Genomic DNA, 23,279 nt, shown 5'->3' with positions numbered 1-23,279 from the left:
TTAATGATCTTTAATTGGTAAGAGAGGAGCTGCGGCTCCTTTCTTTTTATTCGGCGTTTGCTGCGCCTTGATAAACTGCTTAGTGTATTTTGCATTTAGTAGTGCACTATTTAGTTGCTGATTTTTACGTCGCCAAAACGACTTTTTAACTTTGTCTGATCTATCACGAATATCGCTTTGTGAATTATCAGGTTGTGATACCGGGTAGGGCAGTAAAGAATAACCGTATACGCCGGTTTCCCACACATGCTGTAAATCGCAATCGACAGGGCGGCCAAATGTAGCAGTGGCTTTTAATAGCGCTTTTGCACCAGCTAAACTAACAGCCGTTGCACAGCAGCCAGACATAAGCTTTTTATGAATGACTAAATGCTGCTCATCAGCGAGGGGTTTTGTAAAGGCAATTTCCCGATTTCGGTCTTTATAAGCGGCCAATTTTATTATCTGCCAAGGCTGTTTCAAGGTATTAATGTTTTCAATTGCACTGTGAATAGAGCGGTCGAGCACAAAGTCATCTTCTAAAATAATGGCGTAATCTAATTGCCTATCGACAATGGTTTGCCATGCTTTTCTGTGACTCAGGTAACAGCCAATTTCACCTTTACTCAATGGCTTATGGTATTTTTTTAGGTTTAAATCAGCATTATAGTGCTTGGCTATCTCTGTATCAGACAGCTCTCTTCCATCAATTGCATCAAGGCGTTCAAATGCCAAATTTTGTGCATTTAGCTCATGGCTCACACGGTGTAATCGTTCAGTAGAGCTTGCTAAGTTAATTACAAAAATAGCGGTCATTATCGTTACCTGATGGTCAGTTTGAATCAGGCTAACAAGCTTTAATGACGCTTGGGTGTCAGAACTATTTCGCTTTTATGTCAGGGCGAGGAGTATTTAAAATCGCTTGTTTTTCTTGCTCGGATAAAATGATCCAATCAAAAATCTCATCATTACTGCGACCACAGCCAGTGCAATAACCATTGAGGCGATGACATTGACCGATGCAATCTGTTTTAAATTGGCTGGTTGGTTTTTTTGAATTTGTCATAGTGATGTGAAGGCTAATATTAGCCTTCATGAGTGTATTACTTACCTTCAATTGGCTTACCAATTTCAAGGGTAGTAGACCAAGGCTGTTTACGCGATAGGGTTTTACCCGAATGAATTGAGATAACAGGGTTGTTTTCGTCAAGCACAAACGTGGTGCGTAACGATTCAGCTGACTCTTTTTGTGTTTGATGCCAATTATTACCTGCTAAACAAGCTTGGGTAAAATTAACTGCACGGGTGTGATCGGCGACAGCTTGTTGCTGTTGCTCGTAGTTGCCTACACAGCGGTAGGTAACATTGTCTTTATCAAGCGCCGTGATTTGACAGTTATCGGCAATTAGGTTGTATTTTGCTGTCCATGTTTCCATGTACTTAGTATTTACACGGCTACGTTTTAAGCCTTCAAAGCGGTTATCGTAAGCACCTAACAGGGCGTTAATTTTCTCGCAAGGGGTTAAGTTATCAATGGCTGCTTGTTGTTCAGTTGTCAGTCCTGTACAACCTGTTAATACAAGGCCAGTTAGTAAGGCGGCGAGTGGCTTTTTCATATCAGGCTATCCTTTTAAATAGCAGTTCCTTAAACGTTTCCTAAAGGATACCTAAGCCCTTGTAAAAATGCTAATAAAGATTGGTGATTACAATTTAAAATGCCCTCGCAAAGGAAGGCATTTTAGTTGCGTATATTAAAAAAAAGCGTAAGCTTACATCTTAGTTTTACCAGCAATGTTGGTTACTTTTACTGAGCCAGAGCCATCACTTAGTAACTCAAAGTTTGCTGCAGTATCAACGCGAATGCTGCCTGAGCCATCTGAAACGACAACATCACCCGAAATATCATTTAAGTCGATACCACCAGAGCCATCGTGTACTTCAATATTGCCCAGTGCGTTTGCAACATCAATATTGCCAGAGCCATCATGAATTTTAATATCACGGCTAACATTACGAACATCTATGCTGCCTGAACCATCATTGATTTCTAATGTGCCTTCAATGTCATTTGCGGTAATAGAACCAGAACCATCGTTTATAACGGTATTCGCAACTATACTAATGATAATTTCACCAGAGCCATCGTGCACATCGACATTAAATGAGCGAGGGATCGCAACGGTTAAATCAATGCGAGTTTGCTTATTGGTATGATATTCACATTGACCTGCACTTAGCGCTGCACTCTTACCTTTAGCTTCAAGCGTTAAGCAATATTCATCATGTGGCTGCTCCTGATAAATCTCGGCTTTAACGCTCACTTCATCACTGTCACTACCGGTAATGTGTAAAAAACCTGAGCCCGCTTCTACTTTTAAAGCACTTAATGTTGCTGTATCAAGCGTTAGGTTTTTAGTTGCTTGCAGTGGCATTTCACCCCAAGCAAAAGTTTGTGCTGATAATAAACCTGCGGCAATTAGCGAGAGTGTTTTTACTGTACTTAACATGGTTGTTCCCTTTCATATGTGTGGTGTTATTAGCTTAGTCGCAAGTGCTGATAAAAAAGGTTTAAAGGCTTTAAAAAATTTTTACATAAATAGAAAAAAAGTTGCGTAGACAATAGGAGCTTCGGACTCTAAATTCATTTTGTTTATTAACAATGAACCTATTTTGTTGGGTTATTTGTCGCTCAAGGAGCGAATACTGCCGTAAAAATATACCATTATTTTTTTCTTTTGCTAATTTAAACTCTTTGGCCTTCAAGGAGTAATAATGAAAAAAATAACCTTCCTAAGCGCGTTGTTGTGCACCAGCTTTTTTGTTTGTAGCGAAGAAACAGATACAACTTTAAACGCTTATGCCGCCGGGTACGTCGCCAATTTTACCTGTAGTGCCACCTTTAACGCGGGCAAAAGCAAAGATCAAATCGATATTGATGAACTAACCGGTATTTACCCTTTAATTGCAGATACTGTAAAAACATTGAAAGCGAACATTGATAACGAGCATAAACGAGTCATTGTTGATTACGATAAAGATAAGCAACGCATATCGGTGTGGCGTCCTCGTTTAGGTTGTGTTGATTTGCCAGTAGGGGCAAGCCTTAAAGCTACACCACTTGTGCAAGCGCCGTTCAAAGAAAACTTAGCCTACCAAAAGGATGACGGTAAGCCTTGGCAAACGCTAAATGGTGTTAATAAAGCAACGGGTAATAAGGCGCTTGATGAGGTTATTGCTCAGGCTTTTACTAGTCATTATGGTGAAGGCGCACGCACTTCAGCTATTTTAATAGCAAGCCCTCAGGCGATTTTAGCAGAGCAATATAAAGCAGGCTTTACCCCAGAAACCGCACAGCGTACTTGGTCTGTTGCAAAAAGTATTGGCGCGAGCATCATTGGTGTGGCGGTAGCGCAAAAGCGACTTGATGTTACTAAGCCTGCGGGGCTTGAAAGCTGGTCTCACCCGCTTGACCCACGTGGCGAAATTACCCTTGAAAACTTGCTTCACATGGCATCAGGCTTAGACAGTAATAAAGCGGGCAACCGGACAGACCGTGTGTATATGGGCGGCGGTTTAGTGTCTGATACTGCAACGCATACCGCATTAGAAGTAAAGCCAGGTAGCCGCTGGAAATACGCCAATAACGACACCATGTTAGCGCTACGCACCTTACGAGAAACGTTCAACGATGAATCGAGCTATTTGCGTTATCCGTATGACAATTTACTCGATAAAATCGGCATGCAGCACACATTTTTAGAGTCAGATTGGCAAAGTGACTTTATTTTGTCATCGCAAGTGTGGACTACTTCACGGGATCTTGCTCGCTTAGGGCTATTACACTTGAACAATGGTCGCTGGCAAGATGAGCAAATATTACCAAAAGACTGGTTAAGTTATATTAGTAAACCAGCTCCTGCTCAACCCCCAGAAACGGCACCGGGCTACGGTGCACAGTGGTGGCTTTATAACGAACGTTTTCCTGAATTACCAAACGATACTATTGCTGCGCGAGGCAACCGTGGTCAATATTTGGTGATTATTCCAAGCGAGCAGCTAGTTATTGTTAGGCGAGGGTATGACCTTGCGGGTCTTAAAGGCTTTAGTGAACATGACTTTACTCGTGATGTTCTAAAAGCTCTGGGTAGATAAAATCAGATTTCAGATGCACTAAAAAAGATGCACCTAAAAAGGTGCATCTTAATCAATTTCAATTACTTATGGCGGCCTTGTAAACAGCTCACTACATCGGCCAACGATAGGCCTTGGCGCTGCAATAACACAGTTAAGTGATACAGTAAGTCTGCCGATTCATTGGTTAATTCATCGTTATCATGTTTCATGGCTGCAAGGGCAACTTCGACACCTTCTTCACCCACTTTTTGGCAACTACGGCTTAAGTCTTTTGCAAACAAAGACGCTGTGTAGCTTTTGCTTGGATCATCGTCTTTACGCGAGACAATCACTTGTTCAAGCTCAGCTAAAAACGACAAGCTAGGCTTAGCATCATCGCCGAAGCAGCTTTGTGTACCAAGGTGGCATGTTGGCCCAAGAGGGTTTGCGAGTACTAATAGTGAGTCGTAATCACAATCGGTGTGTACAGAAACTACTTCAAGGTAGTTTTCTGATGTTTCGCCTTTCGTCCATAAGCGCTCTTTAGAACGCGAGTAAAAGGTTACTTTTTGTTTGTCGAAAGTGGCAGCTAATGCGTCTTGATTCATAAAGCCTTGCATTAAAATCACCCCAGAGCGTGCGTCTTGCACGATAGCTGGGATCAATTCGCTTTTGGCAAAGTCGACTTGAGAAAGAGTGTCTTTGGTTAATTGCATAGTCTTGTCGCTACATTATTATCGATTAAAAATTGTTTTAGTTCGCCAATATCAATGACGTTCTTGTGAAATACGCTGGCAGCGAGCGCGCCATCAACTTGGCTTTGCTGAAATACATCAACAAAGTCTTGCATCGTCCCTGCGCCACCCGAAGCAATAAGTGGAATATCGCACAGTGCACGCATTTTTGATAGCTGAACATTGTCGTAGCCTTTACGCACGCCGTCTTGGTTCATGCAATTGAGTACGATTTCACCAGCACCTAGGTCTTGCACACGCTTAACCCATTCTTCGGTTTTATAGCGAGTACGGCTTGATGCATTTGGGTCGCCAGTTAGCTGGTAGACTAAATACTCGCCAGTGTTTTCATCATAAAAGCTATCGATACCCACAACCACGCACTGTTTACCAAACTCATCGTGTAACTCTTTGATAAGCTCAGGGCGCGCGATAGCAGGGCTGTTAATACTGATTTTATCTGCACCACGTTCTAAAACACGTGCTGCATCGGCAACAGATTTGATACCGCCAGCCACACAAAATGGAATATCAATGTGGCGTGCAATGTTCTCTACCCAATTGACATCAAGTAGGCGTTTTTCGACGCTGGCACTGATTTCATAAAACACCAGTTCATCCGCACCAGCATCGCTGTAAGCCTTGGCAAGCGTTAAAATATCACCAACTACTTCATGGCCTTTAAATTTAACGCCTTTAACAACTTGGCCGTCTTTTACATCTAAACAAGGGATTATGCGTTTTGATAACATGCTAACGCCTCCTCAACATTAAAGGCACCATCGAGCAATGATTTACCTAAGATAACACCGCCAACGCCTAGTTTTTTCAGCTTTGCGATATCATCAAGAGAGCTTACACCGCCTGATGCTTGAACTTTAATCTCGCTGTTGTGGTTGGTTAAATCTTCATAAAGTGCAAACGAAGGGCCGGTCATGGTGCCGTCTTTACTGATGTCAGTACACAGAAAATCAACCACACCAAGTGCCACGTAAAAATCAACAAGTTCGAACAAACCAAACTCAGATTCACTTAACCAACCATGTGTTGCTGGCGCCCAGCCGTTGTCAGTTTTATTAACATCCAATGCGATAACAAAGTGTTCGCTGCCAAATTTTTCAATCCACGCCTGCACTTGCTCACGCTTTTCAACGGCCATTGAGCCTATTACAACTTGGTTAGCACCGGCTTCAAGCCAGTCAGCAACATCTTGCTCAGAGCGAATACCGCCGCCCACTTGATAAGGTACATTAAGCGCTTTGGTTGCGGCTTGAATATGCTGCCATTGTTTTTTATTTGGATCGCGCGCGCCTTCTAAATCAACTAGGTGCAGTTTGCCTGCGCCGCTGCTTGCGTACTCTTGTAAGCGTGCGCCAAGTTCGTAAGGGTAAAATTGTGCTGTATCATACTTACCTTGGTATAAGCGCACAATTTGGTTTTGTAATACATCGAGTGCTGGAATAATCACGTTTATTTCTCTTATTTTTTGCTGCGCTTACAGCTGCCAATCTAAAAAGTTTTGTAAAAGTCGTGTGCCTACTTTGGCGCTTCGTTCTGGGTGGAACTGCATGCCTGCGTAGTTATCTTTGGCAACAATTGCTGAAAAAGCTTGCCCGTATTCACCGCTTACTAGGGTGGCATCGTTCACTGTGTGAGCAAAGCTATGCACAAAGTACACTTGATCCTGCGCCGATAACCCTTTGGTAAGGGCATGCTCTTTTAGTACGCTTAAGTCGTTCCACCCCATGTGTGGAGAAGTTAATGTACCCACATCTAAGTGCTTAACAACACCCGGAATTTTGCCAAGGCAATCGACATTGCCTTCTTCTGTGCTATCACAAAGTAATTGCATGCCTAAACAAATTCCCATCAGCGGGCGTTGATATTCATCAATTGCTTGCTGCCAACCACCGTCTTTTAGACGCTTCATTGCAACGGAAGCATGGCCTACACCAGGTAAAATCGCACGTTCAAAGCCTTTTAGTTGTTCAGGTGAGGTGATCACCTCTGGCTTTTCACCTAAGCGTTCAAAGGCAAAGCGAACAGAGTTAATGTTGGCACAACCGGTATTAATTATGGCAATCATAAACACCCCTTAGAGCTGGCAGTTTGTTGCGAAGCATCTTTTGCAATCGCAGCACGAAGTGCTCTTGCAAACGCTTTAAATAGGCCTTCAACTTGGTGGTGACAGTTACCGTCGCTAACCGATAGAATTAGGCTCATGGCGGCATTATCACTTAAGCTTTTAAAGAAGTGCTCAACCATTTGTACATCTAAGTCGCCCACTTTTTCACGGCTAAAATCGGCATTTAATACAAACGAGGCACGGCCCGATAAGTCAATTTGCGCTTCTGCTTTACATTCATCCATAGGTAATGCAAAACCATAGCGACCAATTTGCGTTTTTGTACCTAGGGCTTGTTTAAGGGCTAGGCCAAGCGCAATACCGATATCTTCAACAAGGTGATGCTCGTCAATGTGTAAGTCGCCAGTGGCTTGAATATTAAGTCCGATATTGGCGTGAGTGCGAATTTGGTCAAGCATGTGATCGAAAAAGCCAAGACCAGTGCTAATTTCGCCATTTTTTGTTTGGTCTAAATTAATTTGCACATCGATTTGCGTTTCTTTGGTGTTGCGAGTGACACGGCCTTCACGGTTCGCGGTTGTCAGTTTAGTGACAATGGCATCCCAGCTGCCTTCATACAAAATACCTTCACAACATAAGTTATTGGCAAGTCCAATATCTGTTTGGCGGTCGCCAATCACAAATGAGCGTGCTAAATCGACTTTACCTGACCGCATAAGCTCTGTAAGTAAGCCGGTTTTTGGTTTACGGCATTCACAATTTTGCTCATCAAAGTGAGGGCAAATCAGAACTTCATCAAATTTAATTCCTTGGCTATTTAAGATATCCATCATCTTGTCTTGAGCAATATCAAAATCAGCTATCGGGAAGCTATCAGTGCCTAAACCATCTTGGTTTGAAACCATTACAAGGCGGTAACCTGCCGCTTGAAGTTGTAACAGAGCAGGGATCACATTTGGCAAAAACACTAATTTTTCTAGGCTATCAACCTGTTTGTCGGTGATAGGCTCTTCGATAATCGTGCCATCGCGGTCAATAAATAAATACGGGTTGCTCATGATAATTCCTGTTCTACTGTATTGCTGGTCAGTGATAAGCCATCTAACCAAATTTTTACTTGTTCTAGTTCTTGCTCGTTACCGATAGAAATTCGTAACCAATCATTTTCGCCATATAAGGTGAAGGCACGCATCACAAGCCCTTGCTCTAATGCGATATTAAATGATTGTTTGTCTTTTAATTTTAAGGTGACAAAGTTACCTTCACCGCTCAGGACTTTGATAACGGCAGGTGATTGCTCAAGCCAGCTTTTCAGTTTGCCTTTTAAACTATTTAGAATAGTCACCTGACGGCGCATTGAAGCGATGTTGTCACTACTTAATGCATCTGCTGCAATGCTAGCAACCACCGTTGATACAGGATAAGGCGCAATCACTTTACGAATAGGCGCAAGTAGCTCGCTGTTGGCTAAAGTGAATCCAGTTCTTAAACCCGCAAGTGCAAATGCTTTTGATAAGGTTCTTAGTACCACAAGGTTACTAAACTCGTTGATCAGGCTTGCTGCTGTTTGTTCAGGGCAAAATTCTATATAAGCTTCATCCACCACCACAATCGCTTTACCCGCAAGTTGTTGGGTGATTTTTCTGATTTTGTCTAGGCTTGTCATGCTGCCGGTTGGGTTATTTGGATTACAAATAAACACCAACTTTGAATCAGCAACTGCAGTGACAATCTCATCAACTGTGCCTTTTAATAACAGCTCTTGAGTTAAACCGTTAATCGCAATGTTGTGGGTATCAGCTGTTACTTTGTACATGCCGTAAGTTGGCAAAAAGAGTGCAATGCTATCTTTAGCTGGGCTACAAAAAGTACGTACTAATAGTTCAATACCCTCATCAGCACCGCGGGTCATCAGTACTTGCTCTGGCTCTAAATTAGCATAGCAAGCGTAACGATTGATCACTTGCTGAGGCTGCGGATCTGGGTAGCGGTTTAAATCAGCTAAATTGATATTTGGCGTACGTGAATACGGGCTTTCGTTGGCATTTAACCACGTTGTACCTGTTAGTTTTTCACTTTTCGCTGAACTATAGGCTGTAAGCGCTGCAATGTTATCTGGCAACAGCGTTGTTATTTTTGAATTATCGCTCATTGTTCATAGCCTCAAGACGAATTGAAACAGCATTAGCGTGAGCATCAAGCCCCTCTGCTGCGGCCAAAGGTAAAATTGCTTTAGATAATTCACGTAAACCATTTTTGCTGATGGTTTGTACTGTGTAAGTTCTAAAGAAGTCCAGTAAGTTTAAGCTCGAATAGGTCGCACTGTAACCATACGTTGGTAGTACGTGATTCGTGCCAGACGCATAATCACCGGCAGACTCTGGGGTGTAATCGCCTACAAATACTGAGCCAGCATTTTTCACTAAGTTTAAATAAGGCTGCGCATCAGCAAGTTGTAAAATAAGGTGCTCAGGACCATATTGAGCAGACACCGCAAAGGCTTGCTCAACCGAGTCCACTAATATCAAGCTTGAGTTTGAAAGCGCTTGCTCGGCAGTGTCTTTACGACTTAATTTTTCTAGCTGCTCAGTTAAAGCTTGCTGTGTTTTTTCAATAATACGTTCGCTGTTACACAGTAAAATAACTTGCGAATCGGCACCGTGCTCTGCTTGCGATAATAAATCTGCCGCAATAAACTCTGGGTTTGCTCGCTCATCTGCAATCACTAACACTTCAGAAGGGCCCGCTGGCATATCAATCGCCATGCCCGGAATGGTTTGCGCAACAAGTTGTTTTGCCATGGTGACAAAGCTATTTCCCGGGCCAAAAATCTTGTTCACTTTAGGCACTGACTCTGTGCCGTATGCCATTGCTGCAATCGCTCCGGCGCCACCACTTTCTACAATGGTTTTAATACCACATAGTTTTGCTGCATATAAAATGGCAGGGTTGATGGTTTCATCGGCTTTTACAGGTGTAGTAAGCACAACAGTTTGTGCACCGCTTAATTGTGCAAGCACTCCTTGCATGATCACTGATGATGGCAATGGCGCACTGCCACCTGGCACGTAAATACCTACCGCTTCAATGGCTTGATATTTAAGTTCACATAACACACCAGGTTGCGTTGTTAACTTAATGTCTTTAGGTAATTGTGCTTGGTGAAAACGTTTTACATTGGCGTAGGCCGTTTCGATGGCGGCTTTTAACTCGTTTGATAATAACTGCTCAGCTTGATTAATTTCTTCAACTGGCACTAATAAACGTGGTGTCTCGCGCTTATCAAACTCTTTAGCCATCTTTAACAACGCAGCGTCACCTTCGGTTTTAACTGCATTTAAGATGTCGATGCAAATTGCTTCGACCTCTTTACTTGCAGTAACAGCAGGGCGGGTGAGTACCGCCTGCTGTGCTTGTTGATTTTCCTCATTCCAGCGAAACATGGATTATTACTCCATCATTTTTTCAATTGGCATAACAAGGATTGAGTTGGCACCCAGTGCTTTTAACTGTTCCATTGTTTCCCAAAATAGAGTTTCGCTGCTAACCATGTGCAGTGCTACGTAATCGTCGCTACCAGCAAGTGCTAACAATGTTGGCTGGCCAGTACCTGGTAGTAAGTCGCACACTTCATCAAGCTTTGCTTTTGGTGCGTGTAACATAATGTATTTACTTTCTTTAGCTTGACGAACACCACGTAGACGCGGCATTAGCGTATTGATTAAATCAAGTTTGCTTTGGTCTTTAAGGTCTTTGTTTTGAATTAAACATGCGTTTGATTCTAAGATGGTCTCGCCTTGCATTAGGCCGTTTGCTTCTAATGTTGCACCAGTAGACACTAAATCACAGATTGCATCAGCTAAACCTGCACGCGGGGCTACTTCAACAGAACCCGTTAACATTACCGTGCTTGCGTTAATGCCTTCGCGTTTTAGGTACTGGCTCAAGATTTCTGGGTAGGTAGTGGCAATGCGTTTACCTTCAAACCAGCTTTTATCTTGCGGGCCAAGTTCTTGTGGCCATGCAAGTGCTAGGCGGCAGTAACCGAAATCAAGTTTAGAAAGTTTATTTACTTCGAATGCTGCGCCTTGGCGTTCGCGTTCGGCTTGTACTTCAACAAGTACGTTTTCGCCAACGATACCTAGGTCACACACACCGTCCATTACTAGGCCCGGAATATCGTCATCGCGTACACGAAGTACATCAATTGGCATGTTGGTAGAGTGTGCGATTAAACGTTGTTCACGAAGGTTTAATTTAACGCCTAATTGCTTAAGTAATTCTTGGCAGTCTTTTGATAAGCGGCCACCTTTTTGGATGGCGATTCGTAAACGGTTGGTATTGCTCATTATTTATTTTCCTTTAATTCAAAAACTAAAAACCCCGAGGGAACCTCAGGGCGAAAATAAATAATTTGGTTGATTGCTCGCCAGAGGTTCCTTTTAGGAATAACCTCTCAGCGAAAAACCTGACAGGCTATTCCGGTGAATGATGGTGATGATGGATAGTTGTCAGATTGAAACGCATAATTTTTCCTGTATTGCACTCGTTTGTGTAAACCAGTGCGTATATCTGTTTAAATAATTTACGTATATAGATAAACATGCTTTGCTAATCTTTGGCAAGCATTTTTTTTCTAAATTAAAGTATATGCTATAACTGCCGATAATAAATGGAGTGATAGGAGGTACAAATGGATATCATGATCCCCTTTTTAGGTCGCATAACGCGCTTACAGTTGGAGAGTAAAGGTGCGTTTCATATTGCGGGCGTAAAAGACGCGAACGTGCAGCGAATTGAGCTCGAAAAACGGCAAAAACGTGAAATTGAACGACGTAAAAAAGCTGCTGAAAATGGCGATAAAAACAGTAAAAATGCTATTGAAGAAGATGAAGAGGGTAATAAGCACCTAGATACCTGGGCTTAAACGAAAGCCAAATTTTTCTGCAACAGTAGCGCAATTTCTGCTAACGTTTAAGTAAGTTCATTTATATTTTACAGGGCAGATTAATGGATAAACCCGCAGTGCCATTGAATGAGCAAGCTCGCCTTGACGAATTGCGTTCGCTTGAAATATTAGATACGCAAAGTGAACCTGTTTTCGACAGAATCACACGCCTTGCTCAGCAATTCTTTTCAGTGCCAATTTGCATCATAAGTTTAGTTGATGAGCAACGTCAGTGGTTTAAGTCTTGTGTTGGTTTAAATGTCACTGAAACTGCCCGAGATATCTCTTTTTGTGGCCATGCAATCCTACAAGACGAACCTTTTGTGATTAATGATGCGTTGAAAGACAAAAGGTTTGCAGATAATCCGCTAGTAGTTGGAGAGCCACATATTCGCTTTTATGCGGGATGCCCAATAATCCTTAAATCAGGTAATTGTATTGGAACACTGTGTATTATTGACTATAAACCACGCACATTGAGTAATAAAAATCTTCAAGCGCTGAAAGATTTTGCTGCAATTATTGAGCGTGAATTTGCCATATTGCAACTTGCTACAATGGACGAATTGACCTTGCTCCCTAATCGTCGAGGTTTTACAAGCACTGCTGAGCATTATTTAGATTTGTGTATTAGGCAGCAATTAAATGCCAAATTGGTATTTATAGATTTAGATAACTTCAAATACATTAATGATAACTTTGGGCATTCTGCTGGTGATAGAGTTCTGAAAGAATTTGCATCATTACTGAAAGAATACTGCCGAAAAGCAGACTTATATGCACGTTTGAGTGGGGATGAGTTCGTGATTCTGTTCACTGATTTAAACACCTCAGAATGCGAAACAATCATGCAACGTCTACTGCAGTCATTTTGTAATTTACCTTCGAGCTTTACAGGTCAAAGCATATTGAGTTTTTCTTATGGAATTGCTGATTTTTCGGGCCAGCAACCCTGTTCACTTGCAAAGCTATTAGCTATTGCTGATAGTAGAATGTATAACGCAAAGGTACAAAAAAAGGCTCAATTATGAGCCTTTTTAATGACTAATGGCATACTCACTGTTGCGTTTTAGCAGATTGAATACTGCTTTGGATCAATGGTGAGATTGTTAAGCCTTGTACAATAATCGAAAAAATCACAACTACATAAGTCACTATTACTATTAGGTCATGCAAGTCAGACCCTGCAATCATCACTTGATCACGAGGTATAGCTGCAGCCATTGCTAGTGCTAATCCACCACGCAGGCCGCCCCAAGTTAAGATTTTTACCGAGTGTTTATCGTATTGACGATACTTTTTAAAGAATACAAATGGCGCACCTACACTTATAAATCGCGCTAGCAACACCACAGGTACCATGAGTAGACCTAAACCGATTTCTTCAAAGGTAATAGGCATAGTCACGATGAGCATACCGATGATCAAAAACAGCAAGGCGTTTAAAAAACTATCGGTGGCATGCCAAAAGTCTTTTACATAACGGGTATCTTCAGGCCCTGTGCGCTCTGTTGCCTTTGAGCGGGTAATATTGCCAAGCAAAATACCACTGGTAACCATGGCAAGTGCGCCCGATATTTCCCATATATTTGCCGCAGCAAAACCAGCGGTTGGGATGGTCAAAGTTAGAAGTAACCGAATATTCACATCGCGGCTATTGATGATCAAAAAGTGCCCAACCAATGCAATGACTAACCCAAACACAATACCGCCAATGGCATCCACTAAGAACAGTTCAGCAACATCAGCAAAAGTGGCTTCGGTGCCATAAAAGGCCACTGAAAATATGGTGGTGAATATGACTAAGCCAATACCATCATTAAACAAAGACTCACCTTCAACTTGCACAGAAATTCCTTCTGGGGCTCGCATTTGTTTAATAATGGCTAACACGGCAATCGGATCGGTTGGGCTTATTAATGCTCCAAATAGCAAGCAATAAATAAACGGCACTGGCCAGCCAACAAAGGCAAATAAGTAATAACTTAAATAACCGACTATGACCGTGGAGGTTATGGTTGAAAATAGCACTAATGCAGTTATCTCCCATCGTTGTTTACGAAGGGCTGCCAAGTTGATTTCCAATGCCCCTGCGAATAGCAAAAACCCAAGCATGCCTTTTAATAGCAACTGATTAAAGTTGATACTAGAAACAATCTGAGTTATTTCGAGGGCCGTTGTATCACCAAGCATTTTAACGGCAAGAATAAGTAGCAAAGAAATAACAACAGAGCCAGTTGTTATAGCAATCGTGGTTTGCATTTTGAGGATATATTGATTAGCAAAAGCAATAAAAATAGCTAATGCTGAAAGAAAACAAATGAGGTACCAAGCATTCATTGTTTGACCTTAAATATTTTTATAACAAGACGCAGAAAGCTGTCACTTTCTGGCCGCATATAGTACGCCTCTAATATAGGTATGTCACAGTGTTTATGCGATTTTTATGACTTTTTAGAGTAAAAATACTTGATGCTGATTGCATATGTATAATTGCTGTTAAAAATGTCTAAAAAGAGACATAAAAAGCCCTGCAAAATATGTAGCATTGATAAGTTTAGTTAGGTCAATTTGTTGAACTGGGCAGATTCTTGACTGGTATTTATAGCCCTGATTGGATAAGGAATCACAATGCCTTCTTCGGCGTAACGTTTATGGAGTGCTTTTATAAACGCTGATTTAACCCAAAATCGGTTGAAGTACTCTTTTGCTCTTAGCATCACCGTAAAGTTAATACTTGATTGATCAAAGGTATGAAACACCACAAAAGTATCGTAGTCATCAACACCCCATTGATGACTTTTTAAAATCTGTCTGGCAACATCCAAAGTCACTTGCTCAACTTTTTCAAGATCTGAGCCATAATGAACACCCACCTCAACGGGGACGCTGAGTTCTTTTTCGGGATAAAAGTAATTAATGATGCGTGATTTAGACAGCTGACTATTTGGGATGACTATCATGTTATTCGGCAACATTTTTACCCATGTAGAGCGCCAACCAATTTTTTCAACAAAACCTTGGTCGCCACTTTCAAGTTCTATAAAATCGCCAACCCGAATAGGTTTATCAATCACCAACTGAACGCCTGAAAAGAAGTTTTCAAGTGTAGGTTGCAAAGCCAAAGCAACAGCAAGTGAGGTAATGCCCAAAGAGGCAATAATCGGAGTGATTGAAATCCCCAACGTGCCCAATAACACCAATAAGCCAATACAGACTATTGCGCAGCGGATCAACCCTTTAATGATGCTATGACTATTCGAAACAACCACTGAGCGGGCACTGTAATAATCAACGGTGCCAAATAAGAAATGGTCTAAAAATAACACTAAGGCAAAAATACAAATGGCTTTAGCGGTGGCTGCAATGGGTAAGGGGTGTTCGGCCATAAAGCCGGTGATGTTTAATAATTGACCAAAAATGATCACAAGCACCATCATTGTGCACAAGGTCAATGGCGTAGAAAGTGAGTTAACCAGCAAGGTATCGAACACAAAATCAGTTCGTTGGGTCCATTTTTTTAGGCAATAGATAATTACAAACTTTAATAAAAACAGGGTTATGGCGGCTAGTACAGTGCCGCCAATGACGACCAGCCAAGGCTCATTTAGCCATTCATTTTGTATTAGTTCAGTAATCATACTTAGTCCTTAAACCCTAGATACTTGCGATAGCTGCAAGTTATGTACCTAGGCTTTTTGGTTAATAGCTGAATTATTAGCGGTGAATCACAAATGGTAAGGTGAGCAAAATAAATATAAATAAAAGGTACAAATGTTTATTAAATGTTATCTTTTTGTATCAATAAATTTACATTTAAGCCGTGCTCGTTAACATTTGATAAACCTAAAAATCCTTATCTAGTTGTTAATTAAGGTGTTTTAAATTAGAGCTAATACTTTACTTGTAAATTTTTTGTTTCATTTTCAATTTCGCTCCATTCAATCTAGGCTGGTCACTAATCGGGAACAGTGCAGTCCGGTTACTATGAAAATATTAAATACATAACAATCTAACGGAGCGTAAACGTGAATTTATCTAAAATCACATTAGCAACTCTTGCTGCTTTTGCTTTGACTCAAGCAACAGGTGCAGTAGCTGCGAACAAGAAATACCTAAACGAACAAACAGGGATTAACCAAGCTTTGCAAACCAATGCGTCATCGGTATTGAGTGCAAATCCTAATCAGTTAGTTGGTTTAGGTGCAGGGAATGATTTAGTTGTATTAAAAGAAATCAAAACCAGTAACGGCAACACCACTCGCCGTTATCAACAGATGTATCAAGGTCTACCTGTCATTGGCGATACGGTTAGCCTTACATTTGATGGTAATGGCCAATTAAAACGTGCACATGGTGCTGCGGTATATGATATTGCCGCCGACATCGATTCTGTCTCTCCGGCTCTTAACAAGAAAAAAGCAATGGCGAAAGGTCTTGCTAACTCACCTGCTGCAATTAAATCAGCTGGGTTAAAAAAGCATAATGAACAATCACGTTTAGCTATTTGGCTAGATGAAGATAGCGTTGCACACCTAGTGTATGAAGTATCTTATGTGACTTATGGTGATAACCCATCTCGTCCGTATCAAATTATTGATGCCAACAGCGGTGAAGTCTTATTCAGCTTCGATAACTTACAACATGCTAGTGCAACAGGCCCAGGTGGTAACTTAAAAACCGGTAAATACATTTACGGTACTGACTTTGATAGCCTAGATGTAACCCAGTCTGGCAACACTTGTACGATGAATAACGCTAACGTAAAAACCATTAACTTAAATGGAAGTACGAGTGGTTCTACAGCATATTCGTTTACATGCCCTGAAAATACCTTTAAAGAAATTAACGGTGCGTACTCACCTTTAAATGATGCGCATTATTTCGGTAACGTTATTTTTAATATGTATAACGATTGGGTAGGCACTGCGCCATTAACTTTCCAATTGAAAATGCGCGTTCATTACGGCAATAACTACGAAAATGCGTTTTGGGATGGCAGTGCTATGACCTTTGGTGATGGTCAAAATACGTTTTATCCACTGGTAAGTCTTGATGTGTCAGCGCATGAAGTAAGCCATGGTTTTACTGAGCAAAATTCAGGGCTTATTTATTCTGGTAAATCAGGTGGTTTGAACGAAGCGTTCTCTGATATGGCAGGTGAAGCGGCTGAGTTTTACATGAAAGGCTCAAACGACTGGTTAGTAGGTCAGGAAATTTTCAAAGGTAACGGTGCATTACGTTACATGAATAACCCAACCCAAGATGGCAGCTCCATTGATCATCAAAACAGTTACTACTCAGGCATGGATGTGCACTACAGCTCAGGTGTATTCAACAAGGCATTTTATAACCTTGCAACCACACCTGGTTGGGATACGCAAAAGGCGTTCGTTGTTATGGCACGTGCTAACCAACTTTACTGGACAGCCAGCACAAACTGGGATTTAGCAGGTAACGGCGTAATGGATGCGGCCTGTGATTTAAGTTATGACCCAGCAGATGTACAAGCGGCACTTGCAGCGGTCGGTGTGACTTCAAGCTTAAGTGCGGGTAGTAGCTGTGGTACGACTGAGCCACCTCCGGGCGGTGATGAAGAACTAACCAATGGCGTTGCACGCACAGGGATCAGTGGTGCAGCAAAAGAGCAAATGTTCTTTACTCTTGAAGTGCCAGCAGGTGCAACGAATTTACAATTCAATACAACTGGTGGAGGTGGTGATGCAGACCTTTACGTTATGTATGGCGCAAAACCAACACTGAGCAACTTTGATTGTAAAAGCACTTCATCTACCAGCACAGAAAGCTGTGCTATTAGTAATGTGCAAGCGGGTACTTACTACGTAATGGTAGAAGCGTGGAATCAAATTTCAGGTGTATCACTTACAGGTAGTTTTGATTCTGGCAGCGGTGGTGGTGTAACACCGATTAACCGCACTGAGTCTAACTTAAGTGTTGCTACAAATAGCTGGACTCGTTTCACGCAAGACCTAGATGCGGGTTATTCGTCACTTGATGTAACTATTTCTGGTGGCTCTGGTGATGCTGACTTGTATGTGAACTTTGGTTCGCAATCGACAACATCTAGCTATGATTGCCGCCCATATAAAAATGGCAATAGCGAAACTTGCACATTTACAAACCCACAAGCGGGTACTTGGTATATCGACCTTCGCGGCTACAGCGCTGCAAGTGGTGTAACACTCACCATTTCGGCTAACTAGCCACCCTTTTAGGGAGCTTCGGCTCCCTTTTTTATTAATACAAATAATAAAAGGATTGATTATGACAACCCGCCTAACACAGTGCCTAGTGGGCTTTGCCACACTATCACTAAGCCAATTAAGTTATGCGTCGCAAGACGAAACAATTTGGGTCACCATTGATGCCCTTGCTGCAGAGCACTTTCAACAAGATACAGTGAGTAAACGTAAACAAAACAGCAATTTTGCGATGCAAAAATCAGCTTTAAATCAAGTTAATTTTATGCGCGTTAACAAGCAGGATATCGCTGGATTAAGTGAATTTATGCACGATAACTATCATCGCTGTGGTGGTTTTGTAGCACACGATTCATTAGCAGATGCAGAGCTTTATACCCAGCAATTAAATGCGGTATCGAACATTGCGATGAATGCCAGCCTTGTTAACTACAGCATTGATAATACCGCGACAGTCAATGCATTAATATCTTCGATTAATACTAGTGAACTAAGCGATACGGTTAATAGTATGATGAACTTTCATAACCGTTATTATGCAGTGCAAAGTGGTGTTGATGCAGCAGATTGGTTAAAGAGCCATTGGCAACAAATAGCCAGTAGTCGCAGTGATATCAGTGTTGAATATTTTAACCATAGCTTTTCGCAGTCATCAGTTATTGTGACTATTCCTGGTGCAGAAAAAGCAGATGAAATCGTCGTTATTGGTGGTCATTTAGACTCAATCAATCAGTCAAATCCAAGTAATGGTCGTGCTCCCGGTGCAGATGATAACGCCTCGGGTATTGCGGTGCTTACACAAACCCTAAAAGCGATTGTAGAAAATAACTACCAACCTCAGCGAACCATTCAAATTATGGGGTTTGCTGCTGAAGAAGTGGGTCTTAGAGGCTCAAAAGATATTGCTCAAAGTTATAAAGCACAGGGTAAGAATGTTGTAGGCATGGTGCAGTTTGATATGACTGGTAATAACGGCAGCAGCACAGATATTGTGATGATGACCGACTACACAAACTCATCGCAAAATCAGTATCTATCGCAGTTGCTCGATGCTTATCAACCCACAGTGAGCTATGGCTTTGATCAATGTGGGTATGGCTGCTCAGATCATGCCTCTTGGTATCAACAAGGATTTGCCGCCTCAATGCCATTTGAATCAACAATGAGTGATATCAACCCATTGATCCACACATCAAATGATGCCCAGTTTGATGCGGCTCACGCGAGTAAATTTGCCAAACTAGCAGTGAGTTATGTTGCTGAAATGGCCAAAAATGCCGGTGATGTGGTGACTGAGCCGACTAATCAGCTTGAAAATGGCGTAGCTAAAACGGGTTTGGCTGGCGCAGCAAAAGAGCAGCTATTCTTTACGCTCGAGGTACCTGCAATGAGCAGTAACCTTGAGTTTGTAACTGAGGGCGGCTCCGGTGATGCCGATTTATACGTTAAATTTGGCAGTAAGCCGACCTTACAAGACTTTGACTGTAAAAGTACTACCTCTACAAGTAATGAAAGTTGTGTGATGTCGTCAGTTCAAACTGGCACCTATCATGTCATGGTCGAAGCGTGGAATGAGATTTCGAATGTGTCACTCACGGGAAGCTACAGCACCTCAGGTGGCAGCGAAAACGTTGACCGAACTGAGACAAACGTGAGTGTGGCTACCGGTAGTTGGCAGCGTTTTACTCAACAAATACCCGCAGGCCTTAGTAATTTAACGGTGACGATTACTGGCGGTAGTGGCGATGCAGATTTGTATGTTAACTATGGCTCAGCATCAACAAGCTCAAATTATCTGTGCCGACCTTACAAAAATGGTAACGAAGAAAGTTGTCAATTTGATAACCCACAAAGTGGTACTTGGTACATAGATTTGCAAGGTTACAGAGCTGCATCAGGCGTGACATTAACGATTCAAGGACAATGATATAAACGCAATCATACTTTTAACCATGAGGAAGCGTTGCTTCCTCATTTAGTCTTGCCCTTGGCAAGTCAGTTACGTAAAATCTGCCCATCACTTTTAATCTATTGGCGAAGTTTATCAAACAACTTTTCAGTGCCACGGGCCCTCTTGCACTTTCTCTTGATGGATATACTCCTCGGCAGCCACAAATTGACATGGCTGTTGCAGTTGATGATGCCTTAAAAAAACGTCACCAATTAGTGGTTGAGGCGGGCACAGGCACGGGTAAAACCTATGCTTACTTAGCGCCTGCGTTAAAATCAAAAGGCAAAACCATCATCTCAACGGGTTCAAAAGCACTGCAAGAGCAGTTATTTCACCGTGACTTACCCAATTTAGTCAAAGCACTGAGCGCCACTAAAAAAGTTGCCCTTTTAAAAGGCCGCGCGAATTATTTGTGTACGTATCGTTTAAGTCAGCATGTTGCGCATGTGCCAACAGATGATCCTGATGTAATGCATCAACTCGCGATGGTGGCAAAGTTTGCAAGTGAAACCCGTTCGGGCGATTTAGCAGATTGTATAGGCATAGAAGAAGATGCCAAAGTACTGCCTTATGTTAGCTCAACTGCTGATAACTGTTTGGGTAAAGAGTGCCCCGATTTTCAAGATTGCTATATTCGTAAAGCGCGCTTAAACGCCATGGAAGCCGATGTGGTAGTGATCAACCATCATTTGTTTTTTGCTGATATGGCCGTGAAAGACACGGGTTTTGCTGAATTAATGCCTACCGCAGATGCCTATATTTTTGATGAGGCTCATCAGCTTAGTGAAATTGCCAGTGACTATTTTGGTGAAAGTGTTAGCACTAAAAAGCTGGTCGATTTAATTAATGACTTACGAGCAATATACCGTGCAGATATCCCGGATATGCTGCAATTAGGTAAAACCCTCAACAAGTTAGAAACCAGCGTAGCAGATTTACGCTTGCAGTTTGGGGTTGATGGTAGCCGTGGTGATTGGCGTGAAAAGCTGGCTGATAAAGAGATTTGTGCAGCACTGCACCGAGTAATTAGTGACCTCGACTTTTTATACCAAGTATTAAAGTTATGCTTAGACCGTAGCGAAAAAATAGAGCATCCATTTGAGCGTACACTGGCCTTTAAAGGTCAGTTAGAGCGGGTATTTGATACCGCACAAACGGGCTATAGTTATTGGTACGAAACCACTCGCCGATACCTAACGGTAAACATTACACCGCTTAATGTATCGGCTAAATTCGCACAAATGATGAAAGACACGGGAGCTGGCTTTGTGTTTACATCGGCCACTTTATCGGTCGATAACGACTTAGCGCACTTTAACGCCAGCCTTGGCTTAAAACCAGCGCAAAGCATGATTGTTGAAAGTCCGTTTGATTATCAACAACAAGCGCTACTTTGCTTACCGCGCTACTTACCTGAGTCTCATGCGAATAATATGCCCCATGCTATTATTAAGTTGACCCTTGAGTTGATAAAATCAGCAAAAGGTCGCTGCTTTGTGCTATTTACTAGCTATCGTATGATGCACTTAGTGGCTGAAGGTTTAACCACACAAATGGATTATCCGGTTTATATGCAAGGGCAAATGTCTAAACGCATTATCCTTGAGAAGTTTACCCGTCACGGAAATGCCGTTTTACTCGGCACAGCCTCATTTTGGGAAGGCGTAGATGTTAGAGGCAGCACATTAAGTTGTGTTATCATTGACAAATTGCCGTTTGCCGCACCAGATGACCCTTTATTGCAAGCAAAAATGCAAGATTGCCAGCTGCAAGGTAAAGACCCATTTGCGCATATTCAATTACCCCAAGCGGTGATTGCATTAAAGCAAGGGGTAGGGCGACTTATTCGCGATAGTAAAGATAAAGGTGTGCTGGTTATTTGCGATAATCGCTTAGTAACACGCCATTACGGCCAAGTATTTTTAAAAAGTTTGCCACCCATGCGCCGCACACGCGATTTAGCAATGGCAAACGCGTTTTTAGAACAGATCAATTAGAGTAACTTAGATGATTAAACACAATATTCTTGCCTTAGATGCATCAACTGAAGCGTTATCGCTGGTGCTACATTATCAAGGGCAAACATTTCATCATTTTGAAGAGTGCCCACAGCAGCACAGCCAAAAGATTTTGCCTTTAATTGATGAGTTACTCGCAAAGGCGCAATGTAAATTAACCGACTTAGATGTCATTGGTTTTGGTCAAGGACCGGGTAGCTTCACGGGCGTGCGAATCAGTGTTGCAATTGCTCAAGGTTTAGCTTACGCCGCACGTTTACCTTTGGTTGGCGTATCAACATTGCAGATGATGGCGCAGCAAGCATTTGAACAACACCAAGCAAGTGATGTGTTTTCTGCGATTGATGCGCGTATGGGTGAGATTTATTTCGCTCACTACAAAGCAGATGATAATGGCTTAATGCTACTTGTTGATGAAGAGCAAGTTATTAAACCTGAGTTGCTAACGCTACCTGAAACAGCAGCAACTGCGGTGGGTACTGGCTGGCAGACCTATCCTTCGCTTGTTTCAGAATCGGCAAATGTAAGTTTAAATGAAACTATTTTACTGCCTGATGCGAAATACATGCTGGCCTCGGTTGCAACGGCTTTTGCTAACGGTGAAACAGTGACAGCAGCCAATGCACAGCCTAAATATGTTCGTGATACAGTGACTTGGAAAAAGCTACCAGGCCGAGAGTAACTGAGATATTAACTGAGAGAATAACGAGACTTGCGTGCTTGTCAGTTATGGCACATAATTTAGTCATGTTTGATGTGGAATTACGAGTTTGACTTTACCAATTGGCTCAGGCTTTTATACCGGTGACATTCCCGGTCAATATAGCCGTAAAAATACCGTTACTGATAAGCCTAAGGCGATATCAGACCAAACGGCTGAGCAAAAATCGTCAACCGAATATGTTAAATCGAGCCCTCAAGCAGTTGCTATTGCTGATGAGTTTAAAGCTGAGTCGCAAAACTATCAGCAAACAATTTATGACAAACCAAGCAACCCAAAAATCAGCCGGGCAATTTCAACCTACACCGAATTTGCTAACTTAGAGCGCCGCGCCGAAGTGCAAAGCCTTATTGGCGTTGATGTATATGCTTAGTTAATACCAATTCGCAATAATACTTAATCATTTTGAGGGATTAAACCTGTCGCTATCTGCGTTAAAAATTTCTGATTTAGAACAACTAAATAACGAAATTTTTGCCTTGCTATCAACGAGGTTTTATTGCCTCAA

The 23,279-nt window shown here is 42.0% G+C and carries 22 protein-coding genes; 8 read left to right on the top strand and 14 right to left on the bottom strand.

The genetic code is table 11. The features are described 5' to 3' along the window. The 4 genes from AAEU31_RS04805 to AAEU31_RS04790 form a co-directional block, all read right to left on the bottom strand. Window positions 1–795 carry a glycosyltransferase family 25 protein gene (locus AAEU31_RS04805; protein ID WP_421966620.1) on the bottom strand — a complete coding sequence of 265 codons (795 nt, stop codon included), beginning with the start codon at window positions 793–795 and terminating at the stop codon, window positions 1–3. A 64-nt stretch (window positions 796–859) separates the two neighbouring features. Beyond that, entirely contained in the window at window positions 860–1,075 is a 216-nt protein-coding gene (locus tag AAEU31_RS04800; protein ID WP_421966619.1) for a DUF1289 domain-containing protein, read from the bottom strand. A gap of 7 nt (window positions 1,076–1,082) precedes the next feature. Further along, a complete protein-coding gene (locus AAEU31_RS04795) occupies window positions 1,083–1,595 on the bottom strand; it encodes a hypothetical protein (protein ID WP_175080654.1) in 513 nt (170 codons plus the stop codon). A 153-nt stretch (window positions 1,596–1,748) separates the two neighbouring features. Beyond that, window positions 1,749–2,486, bottom strand: coding sequence for a DUF4097 family beta strand repeat-containing protein (locus AAEU31_RS04790; protein ID WP_421966618.1), 738 nt, complete (start codon window positions 2,484–2,486; stop codon window positions 1,749–1,751). 265 nt (window positions 2,487–2,751) lie between these two features. On the opposite strand from AAEU31_RS04790, the gene AAEU31_RS04785 reads away from it, so the two are divergent. Continuing rightward, the gene (locus tag AAEU31_RS04785) at window positions 2,752–4,131 is read left to right on the top strand and encodes a serine hydrolase domain-containing protein (protein ID WP_421966617.1); all 1,380 of its coding nucleotides are present in this window, start codon (window positions 2,752–2,754) and stop codon (window positions 4,129–4,131) included. A gap of 62 nt (window positions 4,132–4,193) precedes the next feature. Here AAEU31_RS04785 and hisIE read toward each other — a convergent pair whose 3' ends face one another. From hisIE to hisG, 8 genes are read right to left on the bottom strand one after another with little or no spacing between them, the layout of a single operon-like run. Continuing rightward, entirely contained in the window at window positions 4,194–4,808 is a 615-nt protein-coding gene (gene hisIE / locus AAEU31_RS04780) for a bifunctional phosphoribosyl-AMP cyclohydrolase/phosphoribosyl-ATP diphosphatase HisIE (protein ID WP_054552013.1), read from the bottom strand. Further along, complete coding sequence (hisF, locus tag AAEU31_RS04775) at window positions 4,799–5,578, bottom strand: imidazole glycerol phosphate synthase subunit HisF (protein ID WP_421966616.1); 780 nt, start codon at window positions 5,576–5,578, stop codon at window positions 4,799–4,801. The genes hisIE and hisF overlap by 10 nt, the downstream gene beginning before the upstream one ends. Then, window positions 5,560–6,294 carry a 1-(5-phosphoribosyl)-5-[(5-phosphoribosylamino)methylideneamino] imidazole-4-carboxamide isomerase gene (locus AAEU31_RS04770; RefSeq protein WP_135926404.1) on the bottom strand — a complete coding sequence of 245 codons (735 nt, stop codon included), beginning with the start codon at window positions 6,292–6,294 and terminating at the stop codon, window positions 5,560–5,562. Before AAEU31_RS04770 ends, hisF begins: the two co-directional genes overlap by 19 nt. 27 nt (window positions 6,295–6,321) lie before the next feature. Next, on the bottom strand, window positions 6,322–6,912 hold the full coding sequence (hisH, locus tag AAEU31_RS04765) for an imidazole glycerol phosphate synthase subunit HisH (RefSeq protein WP_135926405.1): 591 nt from the start codon (window positions 6,910–6,912) through the stop codon (window positions 6,322–6,324). Beyond that, complete coding sequence (gene hisB, locus AAEU31_RS04760; protein WP_421966615.1) at window positions 6,909–7,970, bottom strand: bifunctional histidinol-phosphatase/imidazoleglycerol-phosphate dehydratase HisB; 1,062 nt, start codon at window positions 7,968–7,970, stop codon at window positions 6,909–6,911. The genes hisH and hisB overlap by 4 nt, the downstream gene beginning before the upstream one ends. Next, a complete protein-coding gene (hisC, locus tag AAEU31_RS04755) occupies window positions 7,967–9,064 on the bottom strand; it encodes a histidinol-phosphate transaminase (RefSeq protein WP_135926407.1) in 1,098 nt (365 codons plus the stop codon). The genes hisB and hisC overlap by 4 nt, the downstream gene beginning before the upstream one ends. Then, window positions 9,054–10,355 (bottom strand): histidinol dehydrogenase, encoded by a 1,302-nt coding sequence (gene hisD, locus AAEU31_RS04750; protein WP_421966614.1) that lies wholly within the window; start codon window positions 10,353–10,355, stop codon window positions 9,054–9,056. The genes hisC and hisD overlap by 11 nt, the downstream gene beginning before the upstream one ends. Window positions 10,356–10,361: 6 nt before the next feature. After that, window positions 10,362–11,261, bottom strand: coding sequence for an ATP phosphoribosyltransferase (gene hisG / locus AAEU31_RS04745; protein WP_135926409.1), 900 nt, complete (start codon window positions 11,259–11,261; stop codon window positions 10,362–10,364). Window positions 11,262–11,605: 344 nt separating this feature from the next. Here hisG and AAEU31_RS04740 point away from each other — a divergent pair, with 344 nt between their 5' ends. Together AAEU31_RS04740 and AAEU31_RS04735 are read left to right on the top strand one after the other, a co-directional pair. Next, window positions 11,606–11,839 carry a hypothetical protein gene (locus AAEU31_RS04740; RefSeq protein ID WP_063529102.1) on the top strand — a complete coding sequence of 78 codons (234 nt, stop codon included), beginning with the start codon at window positions 11,606–11,608 and terminating at the stop codon, window positions 11,837–11,839. 83 nt (window positions 11,840–11,922) lie between these two features. Next, the gene (locus AAEU31_RS04735) at window positions 11,923–12,891 is read left to right on the top strand and encodes a sensor domain-containing diguanylate cyclase (RefSeq protein WP_421966613.1); all 969 of its coding nucleotides are present in this window, start codon (window positions 11,923–11,925) and stop codon (window positions 12,889–12,891) included. Between the two features lie 25 nt (window positions 12,892–12,916). Here AAEU31_RS04735 and AAEU31_RS04730 read toward each other — a convergent pair whose 3' ends face one another. Beyond that, the gene (locus AAEU31_RS04730) at window positions 12,917–14,200 is read right to left on the bottom strand and encodes a cation:proton antiporter (RefSeq protein ID WP_199527743.1); all 1,284 of its coding nucleotides are present in this window, start codon (window positions 14,198–14,200) and stop codon (window positions 12,917–12,919) included. Window positions 14,201–14,421: 221 nt separating this feature from the next. Next, window positions 14,422–15,501, bottom strand: coding sequence for a mechanosensitive ion channel family protein (locus tag AAEU31_RS04725; protein WP_135926412.1), 1,080 nt, complete (start codon window positions 15,499–15,501; stop codon window positions 14,422–14,424). A 387-nt stretch (window positions 15,502–15,888) separates the two neighbouring features. On the opposite strand from AAEU31_RS04725, the gene AAEU31_RS04720 reads away from it, so the two are divergent. The 5 genes from AAEU31_RS04720 to AAEU31_RS04700 all read left to right on the top strand — a co-directional run bounded on the left by AAEU31_RS04720 (window position 15,889) and on the right by AAEU31_RS04700 (window position 23,144). Next, the gene (locus tag AAEU31_RS04720) at window positions 15,889–18,084 is read left to right on the top strand and encodes a M4 family metallopeptidase (protein WP_421966612.1); all 2,196 of its coding nucleotides are present in this window, start codon (window positions 15,889–15,891) and stop codon (window positions 18,082–18,084) included. Window positions 18,085–18,145: 61 nt separating this feature from the next. Then, window positions 18,146–20,008, top strand: coding sequence for a M28 family metallopeptidase (locus tag AAEU31_RS04715; RefSeq protein ID WP_421966611.1), 1,863 nt, complete (start codon window positions 18,146–18,148; stop codon window positions 20,006–20,008). 104 nt (window positions 20,009–20,112) lie between these two features. After that, window positions 20,113–22,029 (top strand): DNA repair helicase YoaA, encoded by a 1,917-nt coding sequence (gene yoaA / locus AAEU31_RS04710; protein ID WP_135926415.1) that lies wholly within the window; start codon window positions 20,113–20,115, stop codon window positions 22,027–22,029. Window positions 22,030–22,039: 10 nt separating this feature from the next. Next, window positions 22,040–22,732, top strand: coding sequence for a tRNA (adenosine(37)-N6)-threonylcarbamoyltransferase complex dimerization subunit type 1 TsaB (gene tsaB, locus AAEU31_RS04705; protein ID WP_421966610.1), 693 nt, complete (start codon window positions 22,040–22,042; stop codon window positions 22,730–22,732). Window positions 22,733–22,820: 88 nt separating this feature from the next. Continuing rightward, window positions 22,821–23,144, top strand: coding sequence for a hypothetical protein (locus AAEU31_RS04700; protein WP_135926417.1), 324 nt, complete (start codon window positions 22,821–22,823; stop codon window positions 23,142–23,144). The last annotated feature ends 135 nt before the right edge of the window (window positions 23,145–23,279 follow it).

It is taken from the genome of Pseudoalteromonas thalassia (assembly GCF_049257215.1).
Taxonomy (GTDB): Bacteria; Pseudomonadota; Gammaproteobacteria; order Enterobacterales; family Alteromonadaceae; genus Pseudoalteromonas; species Pseudoalteromonas lipolytica_C.
The sequence above is the reverse complement of the archived record's forward strand: the minus strand, read 5'-3'. Positions and strand labels throughout refer to the sequence as shown.